Origin of the sequence: Variovorax sp. (assembly GCF_965279555.1) — a bacterium.
Lineage (GTDB): Bacteria > Pseudomonadota > Gammaproteobacteria > Burkholderiales > Burkholderiaceae_C > Variovorax.
Genome location: NZ_OZ257247.1, coordinates 3868795 through 3883442, shown reverse-complemented (window position 1 = coordinate 3883442; position 14648 = coordinate 3868795). Strand labels below are relative to the sequence as shown.

The 14648-nt window shown below is 67.7% G+C and carries 12 protein-coding genes; 11 read left to right on the top strand and 1 reads right to left on the bottom strand.

Annotated features, from left to right (window positions below; all coding sequences use genetic code 11):
- The 9 genes from ACQY8B_RS18370 (at window position 1) to ACQY8B_RS18330 (ending at window position 11265) form a co-directional block, all read left to right on the top strand.
- Window positions 1-1257, top strand: coding sequence for a lactonase family protein (locus ACQY8B_RS18370; RefSeq protein ID WP_422088017.1), 1257 nt, complete (start codon window positions 1-3; stop codon window positions 1255-1257).
- Between the two features lie 11 nt (window positions 1258-1268).
- Window positions 1269-2210, top strand: a complete 942-nt coding sequence (locus tag ACQY8B_RS18365; protein WP_422089071.1) for an ABC transporter permease — start codon at window positions 1269-1271, stop codon at window positions 2208-2210.
- Between the two features lie 3 nt (window positions 2211-2213).
- Window positions 2214-3053: an ABC transporter permease gene (locus ACQY8B_RS18360; protein ID WP_422088016.1), complete on the top strand. Its 840-nt coding sequence runs from the start codon at window positions 2214-2216 to the stop codon at window positions 3051-3053.
- Window positions 3053-4084 (top strand): ABC transporter ATP-binding protein, encoded by a 1032-nt coding sequence (locus ACQY8B_RS18355; protein WP_422088015.1) that lies wholly within the window; start codon window positions 3053-3055, stop codon window positions 4082-4084. The genes ACQY8B_RS18360 and ACQY8B_RS18355 overlap by 1 nt, the downstream gene beginning before the upstream one ends.
- A 157-nt stretch (window positions 4085-4241) precedes the next feature.
- Window positions 4242-5219 (top strand): ABC transporter ATP-binding protein, encoded by a 978-nt coding sequence (locus ACQY8B_RS18350; RefSeq protein WP_422088014.1) that lies wholly within the window; start codon window positions 4242-4244, stop codon window positions 5217-5219.
- A gap of 2 nt (window positions 5220-5221) precedes the next feature.
- The gene (locus ACQY8B_RS18345; RefSeq protein ID WP_422089070.1) at window positions 5222-6532 is read left to right on the top strand and encodes an amino acid deaminase; all 1311 of its coding nucleotides are present in this window, start codon (window positions 5222-5224) and stop codon (window positions 6530-6532) included.
- 10 nt (window positions 6533-6542) lie between these two features.
- Complete coding sequence (locus tag ACQY8B_RS18340; RefSeq protein WP_081266407.1) at window positions 6543-7442, top strand: MurR/RpiR family transcriptional regulator; 900 nt, start codon at window positions 6543-6545, stop codon at window positions 7440-7442.
- Window positions 7435-8916 carry an N-acyl-D-amino-acid deacylase family protein gene (locus tag ACQY8B_RS18335; protein WP_422088013.1) on the top strand — a complete coding sequence of 494 codons (1482 nt, stop codon included), beginning with the start codon at window positions 7435-7437 and terminating at the stop codon, window positions 8914-8916. Before ACQY8B_RS18340 ends, ACQY8B_RS18335 begins: the two co-directional genes overlap by 8 nt.
- 135 nt (window positions 8917-9051) lie before the next feature.
- A complete protein-coding gene (locus ACQY8B_RS18330; RefSeq protein ID WP_422088012.1) occupies window positions 9052-11265 on the top strand; it encodes a ParB/Srx family N-terminal domain-containing protein in 2214 nt (737 codons plus the stop codon).
- Window positions 11266-11380: 115 nt separating this feature from the next.
- On the opposite strand, the gene ACQY8B_RS18325 is transcribed toward ACQY8B_RS18330, so the two are convergent.
- Window positions 11381-12310, bottom strand: a complete 930-nt coding sequence (locus ACQY8B_RS18325) for a LysR family transcriptional regulator (RefSeq protein WP_422089069.1) — start codon at window positions 12308-12310, stop codon at window positions 11381-11383.
- A gap of 140 nt (window positions 12311-12450) precedes the next feature.
- Here ACQY8B_RS18325 and ACQY8B_RS18320 point away from each other — a divergent pair, with 140 nt between their 5' ends.
- A complete protein-coding gene (locus tag ACQY8B_RS18320) occupies window positions 12451-13347 on the top strand; it encodes a transporter substrate-binding domain-containing protein (RefSeq protein WP_422088011.1) in 897 nt (298 codons plus the stop codon).
- A gap of 3 nt (window positions 13348-13350) precedes the next feature.
- On the top strand, window positions 13351-14646 hold the full coding sequence (locus ACQY8B_RS18315; RefSeq protein WP_422088010.1) for an aminotransferase class V-fold PLP-dependent enzyme: 1296 nt from the start codon (window positions 13351-13353) through the stop codon (window positions 14644-14646).
- The last annotated feature ends 2 nt before the right edge of the window (window positions 14647-14648 follow it).

Sequence of the window (14648 nt, the reverse complement as noted above, 5' to 3'; positions counted from 1 at the left end):
ATGCCGTCGCGTCGCCAACTTCTGCAAGCCAGCGCACTGGCCTCCGGCCTCGGAGCCCTTGGCCTCACAGCCTCCACCGTCCGGGCCGCAACCTCCGGCCCTGTCTACACCTACGTCGGCACCTACAGCGACGGCGGCAAGCCGTGGCGCGGCGGGCGCGGACTGGGCGTGCACCAGTTCGTGCTCGACAGCGCGACCGGCGCGCTGAAGCCCATTCCCGGCGCGCCGCCGGCCGTGGCCAGCACGGGCGAGGGCGCCAAGCTGCGCAACCCCGCGTCGCTGGCGCGCCACCCGAAGCTGCCGATGCTGTATGCGGCTAACGAGTTCGACGCCGGCTCGGTCTCGGCCTTCCGGATCGGCGCCGATGGTGCGCTGTCGTTCGTCTCCGAGACGGCCTGCGGCGGCAAGGACCCGGCCTACATCAGCGTGCACCCCGATGGGCGCTTTCTCTTCACCGCCAACTACGCCAGCGGAGACATCAGCGTGATCGCGCTGCGCGCCGACGGCACGCCCGACACCGACCGCGCCGCCGTCGTCTACAAGGATGCCGACGCCTGCGGTGCCACCGCGTGCAAGCCCGGCGCCGACGTGGTGCCGGCCGCCGCGCGTTCGCAAGAAGGCTTTGCCACCAGCGACCATGACGGCCCGCATGCCCACATGGTGCATGCCGACCCGAAGGGCAACTTCGTGCTGGTGGCCGACCTGGGGCTCGACCGCGTCATTTCGTACCGCTTCGACCGTGGCACCGGCGTGCTGAGCCAGCCCAGCACGGTGGCCGTGTCCGAAAGCTCGGGCGCGCGCCATTTCATCTTCCATCCGAACGGCAAGTGGTTCTACCTGGTGAACGAGGAGGCCTCGACCATCGCCTTCATGCGCTACGACGATGCCAGCGGCGTGCTCACGCCGGTGAGCGAGACCTCCGCGCTGCCCAAGGGCTTCAAGGGCACCAGCTACGCATCGGGCATCCGCATGCTGCCGGACGGCCGGCACTTCGTGTCGCTGAACCGCCTGCACGACTCGATCTCGCTCTTCAAGATCGACGCACGCTCCGGCGCGCCCACGCTGGTGCGCGAGGAATGGTCGCGAGGCAACTACCCGCGCAGCTGCACGCTCGACCCGAGCGGCCGCTTCCTCTATGTGTGCCACAACAAGCAGGGCGACAACGTGACGGTCTTCCGCGTCAAGGGCGGCGACATCCAGTTCACCGGCCAGTACGTTGCAGTGGGCAGCGCGGCAGCCATCGAGTTTTCCGCGTGATGAAGAAATCGCTGTTCCGCTACATCGCCTCCCGGGCGGCCGGCATGCTGGTTGTGCTGGCCATCGTGGCGGTGCTCGTGTTCGTGCTCACGCGCGCGGCCTCGGGCGATCCGGTCTCGGTGCTGCTGGGCGACCAGGCCACCGCCGCCGACATCGCCCGCGTGCAGAAAGAGTACGGCCTCGACAAGCCGCTGCCCGTGCAGTTCGGCTTCTGGCTGCGCGAGGTGCTGCAGGGCAACCTGGGCACTTCGATCTTCCTGCAGCGCCCCGTGACGCAGGCGCTGTGGGAGCGCTCCGAACCCACCACGCTGCTCGCGCTGATGGCGGTGGCCATCGCGGCGCTGATCGGCGTGCCGTGCGGCATCGTCTCGGCCGTGTTCCGCGGGCGCGCGGTCGACCAGCTGTTCACCGGCATCGCGATGCTGGGCGCGAGCATTCCGAGCTTCTGGCTGGGCATCGTGCTCATACAGATCTTCGCGGTGTCCTTCGGCTGGTTCCCGGTGTCGGGCTATGGCGCACCCGATGCGGCGCTGGCCGAGCGGCTGCATTCGCTGGTGCTGCCGGCCGCGGTACTGGGCCTGCTGAACTCCGCGCTCATCATCCGCTTCACCCGCGCCTCGATGCTCGATGTGCTCGGGGAAGACTACGTGCGCACCGCGCGCTCCAAGGGCCTGAGCGAAAGCACGGTGGTGCTCAAGCATGCGCTGCGCAACGCGCTGGTGCCCATCGTCACGGTGATCGGCCTCACGGTCGCGCTGATGATCGGCGGCGCCGTCATCACCGAGACCGTGTTCGGCCTGCCCGGCGTGGGCAACCTCGTGGTCAGTGCCGTGCTGCGGCGCGACTACCCGGTCATTCAAGGTGCGCTGCTCGTGATTGCCGCGATCTATGTGCTCATCAATTTCTCGATCGACCTGTTGTATGCGGTGGTCGATCCGCGCGTGAAGGTCTGAGCGATGCGTATGCCCCGAATGCTCCGCCAGCTGATGCACCGCCGCATCGTGATGGTCTCCGCGCTGGTGCTGCTGGTGATTGCCGTCATGGCCATCGGCGCGCCGCTGTTCGCCTCCGCCGACCCCAACGACACGGCCGTGCTGGAACGCCTGAAAGCGCCGAGCGCCGATCACCTGCTCGGCACCGACGAGCTGGGCCGCGACATGTATTCGCGCATCGTGCACGGCGCGCGCTACTCGCTGGCCATCGCGGCGCTCACTGCGCTGGGCGCGGTCGTTGCCGGCACGGTCCTGGGCCTGATGGCCGGCTTCTTCCGCAGGCTCGACACGCCGCTGATGCGCGTGGTCGACGCGATGATGTCCTTCCCCGACATCCTGCTGGCCATCGCGCTGGTGGCCATCCTCGGGCCATCGCTCATCAACACCGTGCTGGCGCTGGTGCTGGTGTACACGCCGCGCGTGGCACGGGTGGTGCGGGCCTCGACGCTGGTGGTGCGCGAACTGCTGTTCGTCGAAGCCGTGCGCGCGCTGGGCGTGCGCACCTCGCGCATCCTGTGGCGGCACATATTGCCGAACCTGATGTCGCCGATCCTGGTGCAGGTGTCCTTCATCTTCGCCTACGCCATCCTGGCGGAAGCGGGGCTCTCGTTCCTCGGCGTCGGCGTGCCGCCCGAGATCCCGACCTGGGGCACCATGGTCGCGGGCAGCCAGCAGTACGCGCACCAGGCCTTCTGGGTGGTGCTGTTCCCGGGGCTCGCGATCATCTTCACGGCGCTGTCGCTGCAATTGCTGGGCGACGGCGTGCGCGACCTGCTCGACCCGAAGCTCAAGAAAACATCGTGATGACGAACACAACTCCACGCCTCGCGGTCAGCAACCTGAGCACCAGCTTCCCCACCGAAGACGGCCTCGTGCGTTCGGTGGCCGACGTGAGCTTTTCCATCCAGCCCGGCAAGACGACGGCGCTGGTCGGCGAATCGGGCTCGGGCAAGTCGGTCACCAGCCTCACGCTGATGCGCCTGCTGCCCAAGACGGCGAACGCGCAGGTCAGCGGCACTGCGTCGTTCGTGACGCGCGAAGGCAAGACACTCGACCTGCTTCAGATCGGCGAACGCGAGATGCGCTCGCTGCGCGGCAACCAGCTGTCGATGATCTTCCAGGAGCCGATGACCAGCCTGAACCCGGTGTTCACCATCGGCGAGCAGATTGCAGAGAGCGTGCGCCTGCACAAGGGCCTGGACCGGAAGGCGGCGCTGGCCCATGCGCTGCGCATGCTGGAGCTGGTCGAGATCCCGGCCGCAGCACAGCGCATTCACGAGTATCCGCACCAGCTTTCGGGCGGCATGCGGCAGCGCGTGATGATTGCCCTGGCCATGGCCTGCGACCCGACGCTGCTGATCGCCGACGAGCCCACCACTGCGCTCGACGTGACCATCCAGGCGCAGATCCTGGAACTCATGCGCCGGCTGCAGGCAGAGACGGGCATGAGCATTCTCTTCATCACCCACAACCTGGGCGTGGTCGCGCACCATGCGGACGACGTGGTGGTGCTCTACGCAGGCCGCGTGGTCGAGAGCGCTCCCGTGCGGCCGCTGTTCGCGCAGCCCGAGCATCCGTACACGCAAGGCCTGCTGGCCTGCCTGCCGGGCAAGGCGCGGTTGCCGGGGCAGCCCAAGCCCAAGCGGCTGTTCGCGATTCGCGGGCAGGTGTCGAGCCCGCTCGCGCCGCCGCCGGGCTGCGCCTTCGAGCCGCGCTGCGACCTTGCGTTGCCAGAGTGCAGCGCGGCGATGCCACCGCTGATCGAAACCCATCATGGGCGCGAGGCGCGCTGCGTTCGGGTGCAGGCGGCGCAACCTTTGGCGAGGGTCGCATGACCCGCACGCTGTCTGGTGTGTTGCTCCTTCCCCTTCCGGGGGAAGGCTGGGATGGGGGCAAGCGGCGTTCGTTCGGCGCAGTGCTTCATCCAGAGCCGTCGTGCCCCTACCCCAACTCTCCCCCAGCGGGGGAGGGAGCCAAAACCAAGACCTCACGATGACCACCGCAGCTCCCCTCATCGAAGTCCGCGGACTCAAGAAATACTTCGGCAGCAGCGACCGCCCGGTGCGTGCGGTCGACGACGTGTCCTTCGCCATCCAGCCCGGCGAAACGCTGGGCCTCGTCGGCGAATCGGGTTCTGGCAAGAGCACCATCGGCCGCACCGTGCTGCGCCTGCTCGAACGCACCAGCGGCCAGGTGCTGTACCGCGGCGACGACATCGGCGCGCTGTCGGGCGAACGCATGCGCAAGCTGCGCAGCAAGCTGCAGATCATTTTCCAGGACCCGTACGCCAGCCTGAACCCCAAGATGCGCATCAGCGCCATCCTCGGCGAGGCGTTGTCCACGCACGGCCTGCACAAGGGCGCGGCCGCGCGTGACAAACGCATCGCCGAGCTGCTGGAAACCGTGGGCCTGCGCGCCGAGCATGCGAGCCGCTTTCCGCACGAGTTCTCCGGCGGGCAGCGCCAGCGCATCGGCGTGGCGCGTGCGCTGGCGGTGGAGCCGGAGTTCATCGTGGCCGACGAGCCGCTGTCTGCGCTCGACGTGTCTATTCAATCGCAGGTCATCAACCTGCTGGCCGACCTGCGCGAGCGCCTGGGCCTCACGATGCTCTTCATCTCGCACGACCTCGACGTGGTCGAGTACCTGTGCGACCGCGTGGTGGTGCTCTACCTGGGCAAGGTGATGGAAGTCGCCACCACCGACGAGCTGTTCGCGCGGCCTTCGCATCCCTACACGCAGGCGCTGCTGGCCGCGAGCCCGAAGCCCGACCCGGAGGTGGCGACCGAGCGCATCGCGCTGAAGGGCGATATTCCCAGCCCCATCTCGCCGCCCTCGGGCTGCGTGTTCCGCACGCGCTGCCCGCATGCCATCGAAGCCTGCGCCCAGACTGTGCCGCCGCTCGAAGAAATTTCAGCAGGACACTACAGCGCCTGCATCCGCAAAGAACTGCTCTCCAACATCGCCGCATGACCATGACCGACACGAACGTGACCGTCTCCAACGATTTCAACGACCCGCTGCTGGGCAGCAACTTCAAGGGCTACCCGCGCACGCAGTCGCCGCGCCGCCGCAGCGAAGTCGGCGCCGCCGGATGGAACGTGCTCGCCGGCGACCTGCCGCTGCCGCTGGCCGTGCTCAAGCGCGAGGCGCTGGAACACAACCTGGCCTGGATGCAGGCGCGCGTGCGCGAGTGGGGCATCGACCTCGCGCCGCACGGCAAGACCACCATGTCGCCGCAGCTCTTTCAGCGCCAGCTCGACGCGGGCGCCTGGGGCCTGACCTTCGCCACCGTCACGCAACTGGCTGTTGGCGTGGCGGCCGGCGCGCGCCGCACGGTCATTGCCAACCAGGTGGTGAGCGACGAAGACCTTGCGGGCATCCAGATGCTGCTGAGCCAGCATGCCGACCTGCGCATCGTGTTCCTCGTCGATTCGCTTGCGCAGCTCGCGCTGATCGAGGACTGGTCGAACCGCCATCCCGCCAGCGTGCCCTTCGAGGTGATGATCGAGATCGGCGTGGACGGCGCCCGCACCGGCTGCCGCACGCATGAGGAAGCCATCGCGCTGGCCACGGGGCTGCGTGCGAGCGAGGCTGTCAGGCTCGTGGGCATCGAATGCTACGAAGGGCAGGGCGCCACCGGCCAGAGCGAGCCCGACACAGCCTATGCCAAGGTGCTGATGGACCGCGTGGAAGCCGTGGCGCGCCATTGCGACACCCAGAAGCTTTTCGAGACCGACGAAGTGCTGGTCTCGGCCGGCGGCTCGGCCATCTTCGACCTCGTGGCCGGCCGGCTGAAGCCGGCGCTCGGCGCGCCGGTGCGCGGACTGCTGCGCTCGGGCTGCTACGTCACGCATGACCACGGCTTCTACAAGCGCATGGTGAGCGCGGTGGACGAGCGCTTGGGCTGCGGTTGCGGCGAGAGCCTGGTGCCCGCGATGGAAGTCTGGGCCACGGTGCAGTCGCGCCCCGAGCCCGGCCTGGCGATCCTGGCCGTGGGCAAGCGCGACATCTCCTTCGACCTCTCGCTGCCCGTGCCCATCGCGCGTGCGGCGCGCGGCGCCTTGCAACCGGCTGCAGTGCCTGCCGGCTGGAAGATCACCGCGCTGAACGACCAGCACGCCTACCTGCGCTGGGATGCGAGCGAGGAAGCCGAGGCGCCCAAGGTGGGTGACCGTGTCGGCTTGGGCATTTCGCACCCCTGCACCACCTTCGACAAATGGCACTGGATGCCGGTGGTCGAGAACGACTACCGCGTGAGCGACGCCGTCGCCATGCACTTCTGAGCGCGCACCGATGACACCCTCCCTGCTCCAGAAAATCGCGCAGATACGCAGCGACGCCCCGGCGACGCGGCGCGCGATTCTCGACCTGATCCTCGAAGACCCCGACCGCGTGCTCGAAGAAAGCTTCGAGCAGTTGGCCGAGCGCTCGCGCAGTTCGGTGCCGACCATCATGCGCACCTGCCGCGACCTCGGCTTTGCCGGCCTGCGCGAATTCAAGCTGGCGCTCGCGCAGGAACTGGCATTGGGCGGCTCGCCGCTGCACCGCCGCGTGAACATCGAGGACGCGGCGGACGAAGTGGTCGGCAAGATCGCGCGCAGCGCGGCGGCGTCGGTGTCGGGCGTGCGCGGCCAGCTCGACATGCAGGTGCTCGACGGCGCGGTGGCGGCCATCGCGGCGGCGCCGCACGTGGACCTGTACGGCGCGGGCGCTACCTCCTGGTTCATGGCCAACGACCTGCAGGCGCGGCTCTTCCGCCTGGGCCTGTCGGCCAATGCCTGGGCCGACTACCACCTGCAGCAGGTGGCCGGTGCTGCACAGCGGCCGGGCGGCGTGGTCATCGCCATCTCGCACGTGGGCGGCATGCCGTCGCTGCTCGATGCGGTGGACATCGCGCGTGGGCAGGGTGCCAAGGTGGTCGCGCTCACGCGGCCCGGCACGGCGCTCGCGGCCAAGGCGGACTTTCTTCTGGGCCTGTCGGTGCCCGACGACGCGGTGATGCACGTGGGCATCGACGCCTACCTGACGCACCTCACGGCCATCGAGATATTGACGGTGCTCGTGGCGCAGCGGCGCGGCGAACCCGCGGTGCAGCGCCTGCAACGCGCGCGCGACGCATTCCAGCGGCACGGCATCGATGCGACCACGCATCCGCTGCAGAGCTGGGACGGCGGAGGAGTCAAGCATGGCTGACAACAACACATCATCGAAGGCTGTGCTGCTCGAAGGCGGCCTGGTGGTCGACGGCTCGGGCGGCCCTTCGTGGCCCGGCGACGTGCTGCTGCAGGGCGACCGCATCGTCGCGCTCGGCGAGGGCCTGCGCGAGCGGCTGCCGCAAGGCCTGGCGCTGGCCAACATCGACATCGTCGACTGTCGTGCCAAGGTCATCGCACCCGGCTTCATCGACGCGCACACGCACGACGACGCCATCGTGCTGCGCGACCCTCTGTGCCTGCCCAAGGTGTCGCAGGGCATCACCACCGTGGTGACGGGCAACTGCGGCATTTCGCTCGCGCCGTACCGCACGCCGCAATCGCTGCCGCCACTTACGCTGCTGGGTGCCGATTCGTTCAAACACGCGACCATGACCGAGTACCGCGCCGCGGTCGATGCGATACAACCCGCGCTCAACGTGGCCGCGCTGGTGGGCCACACCACCCTGCGCTTTGCGACCATGGAAGCGCTCGACCGGCCGGCAAGCGGCGACGAACTGGCGCGCATGGAAGCGCTGCTCGACAGTTGCATGGCCGACGGCGCGCACGGCATGTCCTCGGGCCTGTTCTACGAGGAAGCCTTTGCCGCGCCCGCCGAAGAGGTCACGGCGCTGGCGCGCGTGGTGGCACGCCACGGCGGTGTGTACGCCACGCACCTGCGCAGCGAGATGCAGCAGATCATCGAGGCGTTGCACGAGGCCGGCGACTCGGCCTTCGCTGCCGGCGTGCCGCTGGTCATCTCGCACCACAAGTGCGCCGGCCCCGCCAACTGGGGCCGCACCAAGGAAACGCTGCCGCTGATCGAGTCGCTCGCGCAGCGCCAGAAGATCGCGATGGACGTGTATCCCTACGTGGCCGGCTCCACGGTGCTGCGCGAGGACCTGGTCGACGGCGTGATCGACGTGCTGCTCACCTGGTCCGACCCGCATCCGGAGATGACCGGCCGGCTCATTTCCGACATCGCGCGCGAGTGGGGCACCACCGAGCAGGAGGCCTGCCTGCGGTTGAAGCCCGGCGGCGCCTGCTACTTCCAGATGCAGGAGGAAGACGTGGAGCGCGTCATTGCGCATCCACTCACCATGATCGGCAGCGACGGCCTGCCGCACGACCGCCATCCGCATCCGCGCCTGTGGGGCGCGTTCCCGCGCGTGTTCGCGCGCTACTGGCGCCAGCGCCGGCTGTTCACGCTGGAACAGGCGGTGCACAAGATGACCGGCATGACCGCGCGCAACATGCGCATCGCCGACCGCGGCTTGCTGCGCGCTGGTGCAATGGCCGACGTGGTGGTGTTCGACCCCGAGACCATCGCCGACACCGCCACCTACGACAAGCCGCACGGCGTGAGCCTGGGCGTGGAGCGCGTGTTCGTGAACGGCGTGCTGGCCTATCGCGGCGGCGAGGCCGAGGCGCGCGTGCTGGCGCGCGCGGGGCGGATGCTGACGCGCGGGGCCTAGGCCGCTCGTCGGCTGGAGCCCTTTGCTTACGGTTATTCACAAAGTTGTCACCTTAAGTTCACAAAATCGGGCCGCTTTCAGCAGCTCCGGGTCAAGGCTTGTCCCGGCGTGTTCAGCCCCTTTCTGTGGACTCTCATGACAAAAATTAAATGGACTTGTGCTCGCGTCGCGGGCCTGGCCGGCATCGCGGCCATTTCGCTCGCTGCCTGCGGCGGCGGTGGTGGTGGAGGAGGTAATTTCTTTCCTGTTGCCGGTGCTTCGGGCAACGGCAACCAGGGCTCGCAGCCCTCGGCGCTGCAGCCGCTCGCGGGTGGCTCGCAATACACGGGCACTGCCAGCTTCGGCGACACCGTGTCCATCACGCTCGACCAGCCTGCCGCCGGCAAGCTCACGCTGCGCTTCGTCGATTCGCGCTTCGGCCTCGCAGGCTCGGTGAGCGCAAGCTACGCCACCCAGGCCGACGGTTCGCTGCTGGCCAGCAACTTCGCAGCCATCGCCGGCACCGGCGTGCCCGACGCACTGATCGCCGCGCTGCCCAAGCTCAGCCTGCGCTTCCAGCTCGACGGCAGCCTGCTCAGCGGTTCGCTGGCGCAGGTGCCCAACCTCAAGGCGGGCAACGGCGCGGTGCTGCAGGGCGAGATCGCCGCATCGAACCAGGGCGTGGCCGACATGGCGCGCCTGGCCGGCGTGTACAACTTCATCAAGCTCACCAGCGCGTACAACGCCAAGGGCATGGTGCAGGGCGCCCCCGCATCCGACTTCGGCCAACTGAGCATCAAGGCCGACGGCAGCGTACGTGCCTGCATGGGCCAGGCCTATGCCGACAGCTGCAGTTCGGGCCAGGCTGGCCTGCTCGCCGCCGAAGACGACCAGAAGACCTACCCCGGCGCATTGGCGCTGACCCTGGGCGGCCAGCGCATCGGCCGCGTCATGGTCAACGCGCAGTCTGGCGCGGCCACGCTGCTCGCCGACGAATTTGCAACCACCGCCGCCGACGGCAGCTTCCGTACCGGCACCTGGGTGCTGCAGAGCGCGACCACCGCGCTGGCCGCCACCGCGCTGGACGGCGAATGGCTGTGCAGCCAGCCCGAACTCGACGCCGCCACCGGCGTGCTCACTGGCCGCACGCAGCGCAACTTCGTGTCGATCGGCGCCAACCTGCTACAGACCGACACCATCGACAACGACGTCAAGCTCAGCGCCAACGCGGGCATCGGCGGCTCGGCGACCTCCCCCGTCACAGGCATGAACGGCCTCGTCGCCGGCCAGTGGGCCGACAGCCAGAAGATCGGACGCGTGCTGCTGCCCGTGGGCAAGCAGACGGCGTACTACATCGGCTCGGGTGCGAGCACGGGCGTGGCGGCTACGCATATCTCGGGTGTGTGCCGTGTGCTGCCGGTGCCTGCGGTGAGCAATACCTATGCGTCGGCCACCGTCGGCAGCGCCATGGACATCCGCATCGGCGACGCGCATCCCACGCAGCCGGCCATCGGCTACGACCAGATCTACTACAAGCAGGGGCGCTACCGCAAAACCAAGGATTCGGCCGGCAACGACTCGACGCAGTGGAAGAAGGAATTCGACGACTACTGCGAAGCCGTGGGCCTGACCGACGGTGCCAAGGGCTCGACGGTCATCGCGGGCACTTCCTTGCTGACCGACCCCGGCAGCTTCACCTGCTCGACCAAGAATGCCTTCGACATCACCGCGCTGAAGTCCGCCGTGGTCGGCCCGCGCGGCGCGCTGTACCTGACGGACGGCCACCATACCCTCACCAGCTTCTGGGAAGCGCCGAACGGCGGCGGCCCCGAAGTCAAGGTCAAGGTGGTGAAGAAGGGCCACTACATGGACCTGAACAACGCCAGCTTCTGGCGCACGATGCGCCAGAACAAGTTCGTGTGGCTCAAGTTGCCCGACGGCAGCCCCATCACGCCGGCCGAACTGCCGCCGCTGCTGGGCCTGAGCAACGGGCTGAAGGACGATCCGTACCGCGCGTTGCTGTACTTCACTCGCGACCTCGGCTACAAGCAGCCGGCAAACAGCACCGAGTTCCTGGAGTTCTACTGGTCTGAATGGCTGCAGGCCGCGCCGCAGAGCCTCAAGCTCTCGGCCTACAAGCTGACCGATGCGACGAGCTACCTGCAGGCCATCCAGACCGCCTCGGGCCTGATGAACGCGACCCCGGACGCCACCATCATCGGTTCGTCGGGCCTGACTGCGCTGCAGATGGGCAAGCTCTCGACGTTCGACACCACGACCTTCAATGACCTGAACACGCCGATGACGGCCGCCAAGCCCGGCAAGCTGGCGTACGCCCTGGACTACCGCTCTTCGCTCGCGGCGAAATAGGGCTCCAGTAACTCGCTGCGCGAGACCCAAGGCCGGGCATTGTCCCGGCTTTTTTTCTTGTGCGGCCCGTCAGGACACGCACGGCGCCACGCCGGCCGCCCCTTCCGCCTAGCCTTCAGCCGCCGCGCGCCTCGTCTTCCGCCGCCGGCTGCGCCTGGAACATCCTCGAGAAGTCGCAGCACTCCTGCGCCAGCATCACGATCGACGAGGTGAGGGCGCTGCGGTGCTCGCCCTTGTGCATCGCCACGTAGTGCACCAGCGGCAGCGCGGGCGTCACCTCGATCACCGCGAGCATGCCGGCCGCCACCAGCGGTTCCAGGCACTGGCGCGGCAGGTAGCTCACGCCCAGGCCCGACACGGTGAGCCCGGTCAGCGCCACCAGGTTGCTCACCACGATCACGTCGGCCGGCTGCACGCCCTGTTCCTTCATCCAGGTGTCGTAGGCGCGGCCGGTGCCGGAGCTGTTGCCCTGCACCAGCATGCGGTGCCGCGCCAGCTCGTGCAGCCGCATGGTGCCGGTGGCGGGCACCACCCCGGGCTTGCACATCCACATGCTCCTGACCTTGCCGATGACCTTGTGCGGCATGCGCGAGTCGGCGAAGGTCTCGGGCACGATGACCAGGTCCAGCTCGTCGGCCCGCAGCTTGTCGCGCAGCTTCAGGCTGTCGTCCACGTCGGGCTCCAAGATCACCTTGGGGTAGTGCTGGCGGATCAGCCCGACCAGCCGCGGCAGCCAGGTCATGGCCGTGAGCTCGGTCACGCCGATGCGGATGCGCCGCTCCACCACGCCGGGCTTGCCGAACTGCTCGATGGCCGCGTCGCGCTGCGCCAGCAGCTTCTGCGCGAGCACGTACATCTCCTCGCCCTTCTCGGTAAGCCGCGCGGTGCGCTGGCTGCGGTCGAACAGCTCGGTGTCGAACAACAGCTCCAGTTCGTGCACCCGCTTGGAAATGGCCGACTGCGAGGCATGCAGCTGGTTGGCCGCCTGGGCGAAGCCGCCCAGCCGGGCGATCCAGTAGAGGGCTTCGAGTTGCTTGAAGGTCATCACGGTGCGAGGCTCCCGGAAATTGGGCGAACGAATCTCTTTAATTCATGTAATTCGATCACAAAAAATCGCTTTTAGAAATTCAATGCGAGGCAGAAGATTCGCCCAAGCCAACGTCATCGACTCTTCAAGGAACCACCATGGACCTCAGGAAACTGCCCCTCGCGCTCGGCCTCACCCTCGCTTTCGCCTGCGGCGCCGCCAGCGCCCAGGAAGGCGGCACGCTTCAGAAGGTCAAGGACAGTGGCATCATCCAGATCGGCGGGCGCGACAGCCAGATCCCCTTCTCGTACAAGCTCGGCTCCGACAGCGCGTCCATCGGCTTCACCAACGACATCTGCCTGAAGATCGTCGACGCGGTGAAGGCCAAGCTGGGCCTGGCCAAGCTCGATGTGCGCTACACCATGCTCAACTCGGCCAACCGTATTCCGCTGCTGCAGAACGGCACGGTCGACCTCGACTGCGCGACCACCACCAACACCACCCAGCGCCAGCAGCAGGTCGACTTCGCGCCCAGTCACTTCGTGACCAACATCACCGCCGCGGTGCGCAAGGACTCGGGCATCAACACCTTCGCAGACCTGAACGGCAAGAACGTGGCCACCGTCACCGGCAGCACCTCGATCCAGTTGCTGCGCGGCGTGCGCAAGAACGGCGCCATCGAAGTCCACGAGATCGCCGGCAAGGACACATCGGACGGCTTCCTGCTGCTGTCCAGCGGGCGCGCCGACGCCTACGTGCTCGACGACGTGCAACTGGCCGGCATGATCGCCAGCTCGACCAACCCGGGCGACTACAAGATCCTCAAGGAATCTCTGCGCCAGGAGCCCTACGGGATCATGCTGCGCAAGGACGACCCTCAGTTCAAGGCACTCGTCGACGAGACCGTCACTGGCCTGATGAAGTCGGGCGCCATCGAACAGCTCTACACCAAGTGGTTCATGTCGCCGATCCCGCCGAAGAACGCGAATCTGAATTTCCCGATGACGGACGCGGTGCGCGAGATCTACAAGAACCCCAACAACAAGGGCGTCTGACCGATGGCAGCCGAACTCCAACAGCAATACCCGCGAGGCCTGGCCTTCTCCGACGAGCTGATGCGCGAGGTGCAGCAGCGCTTCATCGGCGTCGAGCATGACCACCACGGGCGCGAGCGCCTGTACTTCGACAACGCCGGCGGATCGTTCCGGCTGAAGGCGGCGGTCGAGCGCTTCGCGCAGGTCGACGCCATACCCGACAACGCCGAGCGCATCCACGCCACGGCCGTCGAGCTGCAGGACATCCAGGCCAGGGGCAGCGAAGACCTGCGCACCATCCTCAATGCCAAGGGCGGCAGCGTGTACGCCTCGTTCTCCGCGTCGGGCGCCATGTTCGACATGGTGCGCGCCATTGCCGAGAACGTGCCGGGCACGAACATGGTCACCACCGTGCTCGAACACCCTTCGGCCTTCGACGCGATGAGCCTCTACGCCGAGCGCCTGGGCCGCGAACTGCGGGTGGCGCCGAGCAACCCCGTTACCGGCGGCATCGACGTGGAAGAGATCGTGCGGCTGGTCGACAAGGACACCTGCCTGCTCAATGTGATCTACGCGTCGAACATCTCGGGCGCCAAGCTCGACATGGAGGCCATCGTGCGCCGCGCGCGCGAGATCAAGCCCGACCTCTACATCCTGGTCGACGCCGTGCAGCACGCGCCGCACGGCCTCATCGACCTGCAGAAGACGCCGGTGGACGGCATCAACCTCGCGCCCTACAAGTTCTTCGGCTGCCGGGGCTCGGGGCTGTCGTGGCTGTCCGAGCGTGCGGCGGTGCTGCCGCACCACAAGCTGGCCGGCAAGAAGGCCGGCTACTGGGACCTGGGCAGCTCGGCACCCTGGCAGTTCGCGGTGCTCACCGAGATCGTCGACTACGTGTGCTGGCTCGGCGGGCATTTCACCGACGCCACCGACCGCCGCGGCCTCTTCGTGTCCGGCATCACCCACATCGAGCTGCATGAGCGCGCGCTGCTTGCCGTGCTGCTGGACGGCAACGAGAACGCCACCGGCATGCGCGAGATGCGCGGCGTGGAGGTGTTCCTCGACCACGAGGACCTGACGAAGCGCGACCTGATCCTGGGCATCGGCTTCGACCGCATCGACTGCACACAGGCGGTGGTCGAGTATGCGAAGCACGGCGTGACCGTGTACGAGCGCGTGGCCACCAGCATCTATTCGAAGCGCATGCTCGAATCCTTCGGCATAGCGGGCACGGTGCGGGTGTCGCCGCTGCACTGCAATTCGGTGGCCGACGTAGAGAAATTCCTGCACATCACCGCCCGGATCGCCGCTGACACCTGACT

Coding starts and splice junctions, on each gene's coding strand:
- ACQY8B_RS18370 (WP_422088017.1), top strand. CDS start 1: ATGCCGTCGCGTCGCCAACTTCTGCAAGCCAGCGCACTGGCCTCCGGC.
- ACQY8B_RS18360 (WP_422088016.1), top strand. CDS start 2,214: ATGCGTATGCCCCGAATGCTCCGCCAGCTGATGCACCGCCGCATCGTG.
- ACQY8B_RS18355 (WP_422088015.1), top strand. CDS start 3,053: ATGACGAACACAACTCCACGCCTCGCGGTCAGCAACCTGAGCACCAGC.
- ACQY8B_RS18350 (WP_422088014.1), top strand. CDS start 4,242: ATGACCACCGCAGCTCCCCTCATCGAAGTCCGCGGACTCAAGAAATAC.
- ACQY8B_RS18345 (WP_422089070.1), top strand. CDS start 5,222: ATGACCGACACGAACGTGACCGTCTCCAACGATTTCAACGACCCGCTG.
- ACQY8B_RS18340 (WP_081266407.1), top strand. CDS start 6,543: ATGACACCCTCCCTGCTCCAGAAAATCGCGCAGATACGCAGCGACGCC.
- ACQY8B_RS18335 (WP_422088013.1), top strand. CDS start 7,435: ATGGCTGACAACAACACATCATCGAAGGCTGTGCTGCTCGAAGGCGGC.
- ACQY8B_RS18330 (WP_422088012.1), top strand. CDS start 9,052: ATGACAAAAATTAAATGGACTTGTGCTCGCGTCGCGGGCCTGGCCGGC.
- ACQY8B_RS18325 (WP_422089069.1), bottom strand. CDS start 12,310: ATGACCTTCAAGCAACTCGAAGCCCTCTACTGGATCGCCCGGCTGGGC.
- ACQY8B_RS18320 (WP_422088011.1), top strand. CDS start 12,451: ATGGACCTCAGGAAACTGCCCCTCGCGCTCGGCCTCACCCTCGCTTTC.
- ACQY8B_RS18315 (WP_422088010.1), top strand. CDS start 13,351: ATGGCAGCCGAACTCCAACAGCAATACCCGCGAGGCCTGGCCTTCTCC.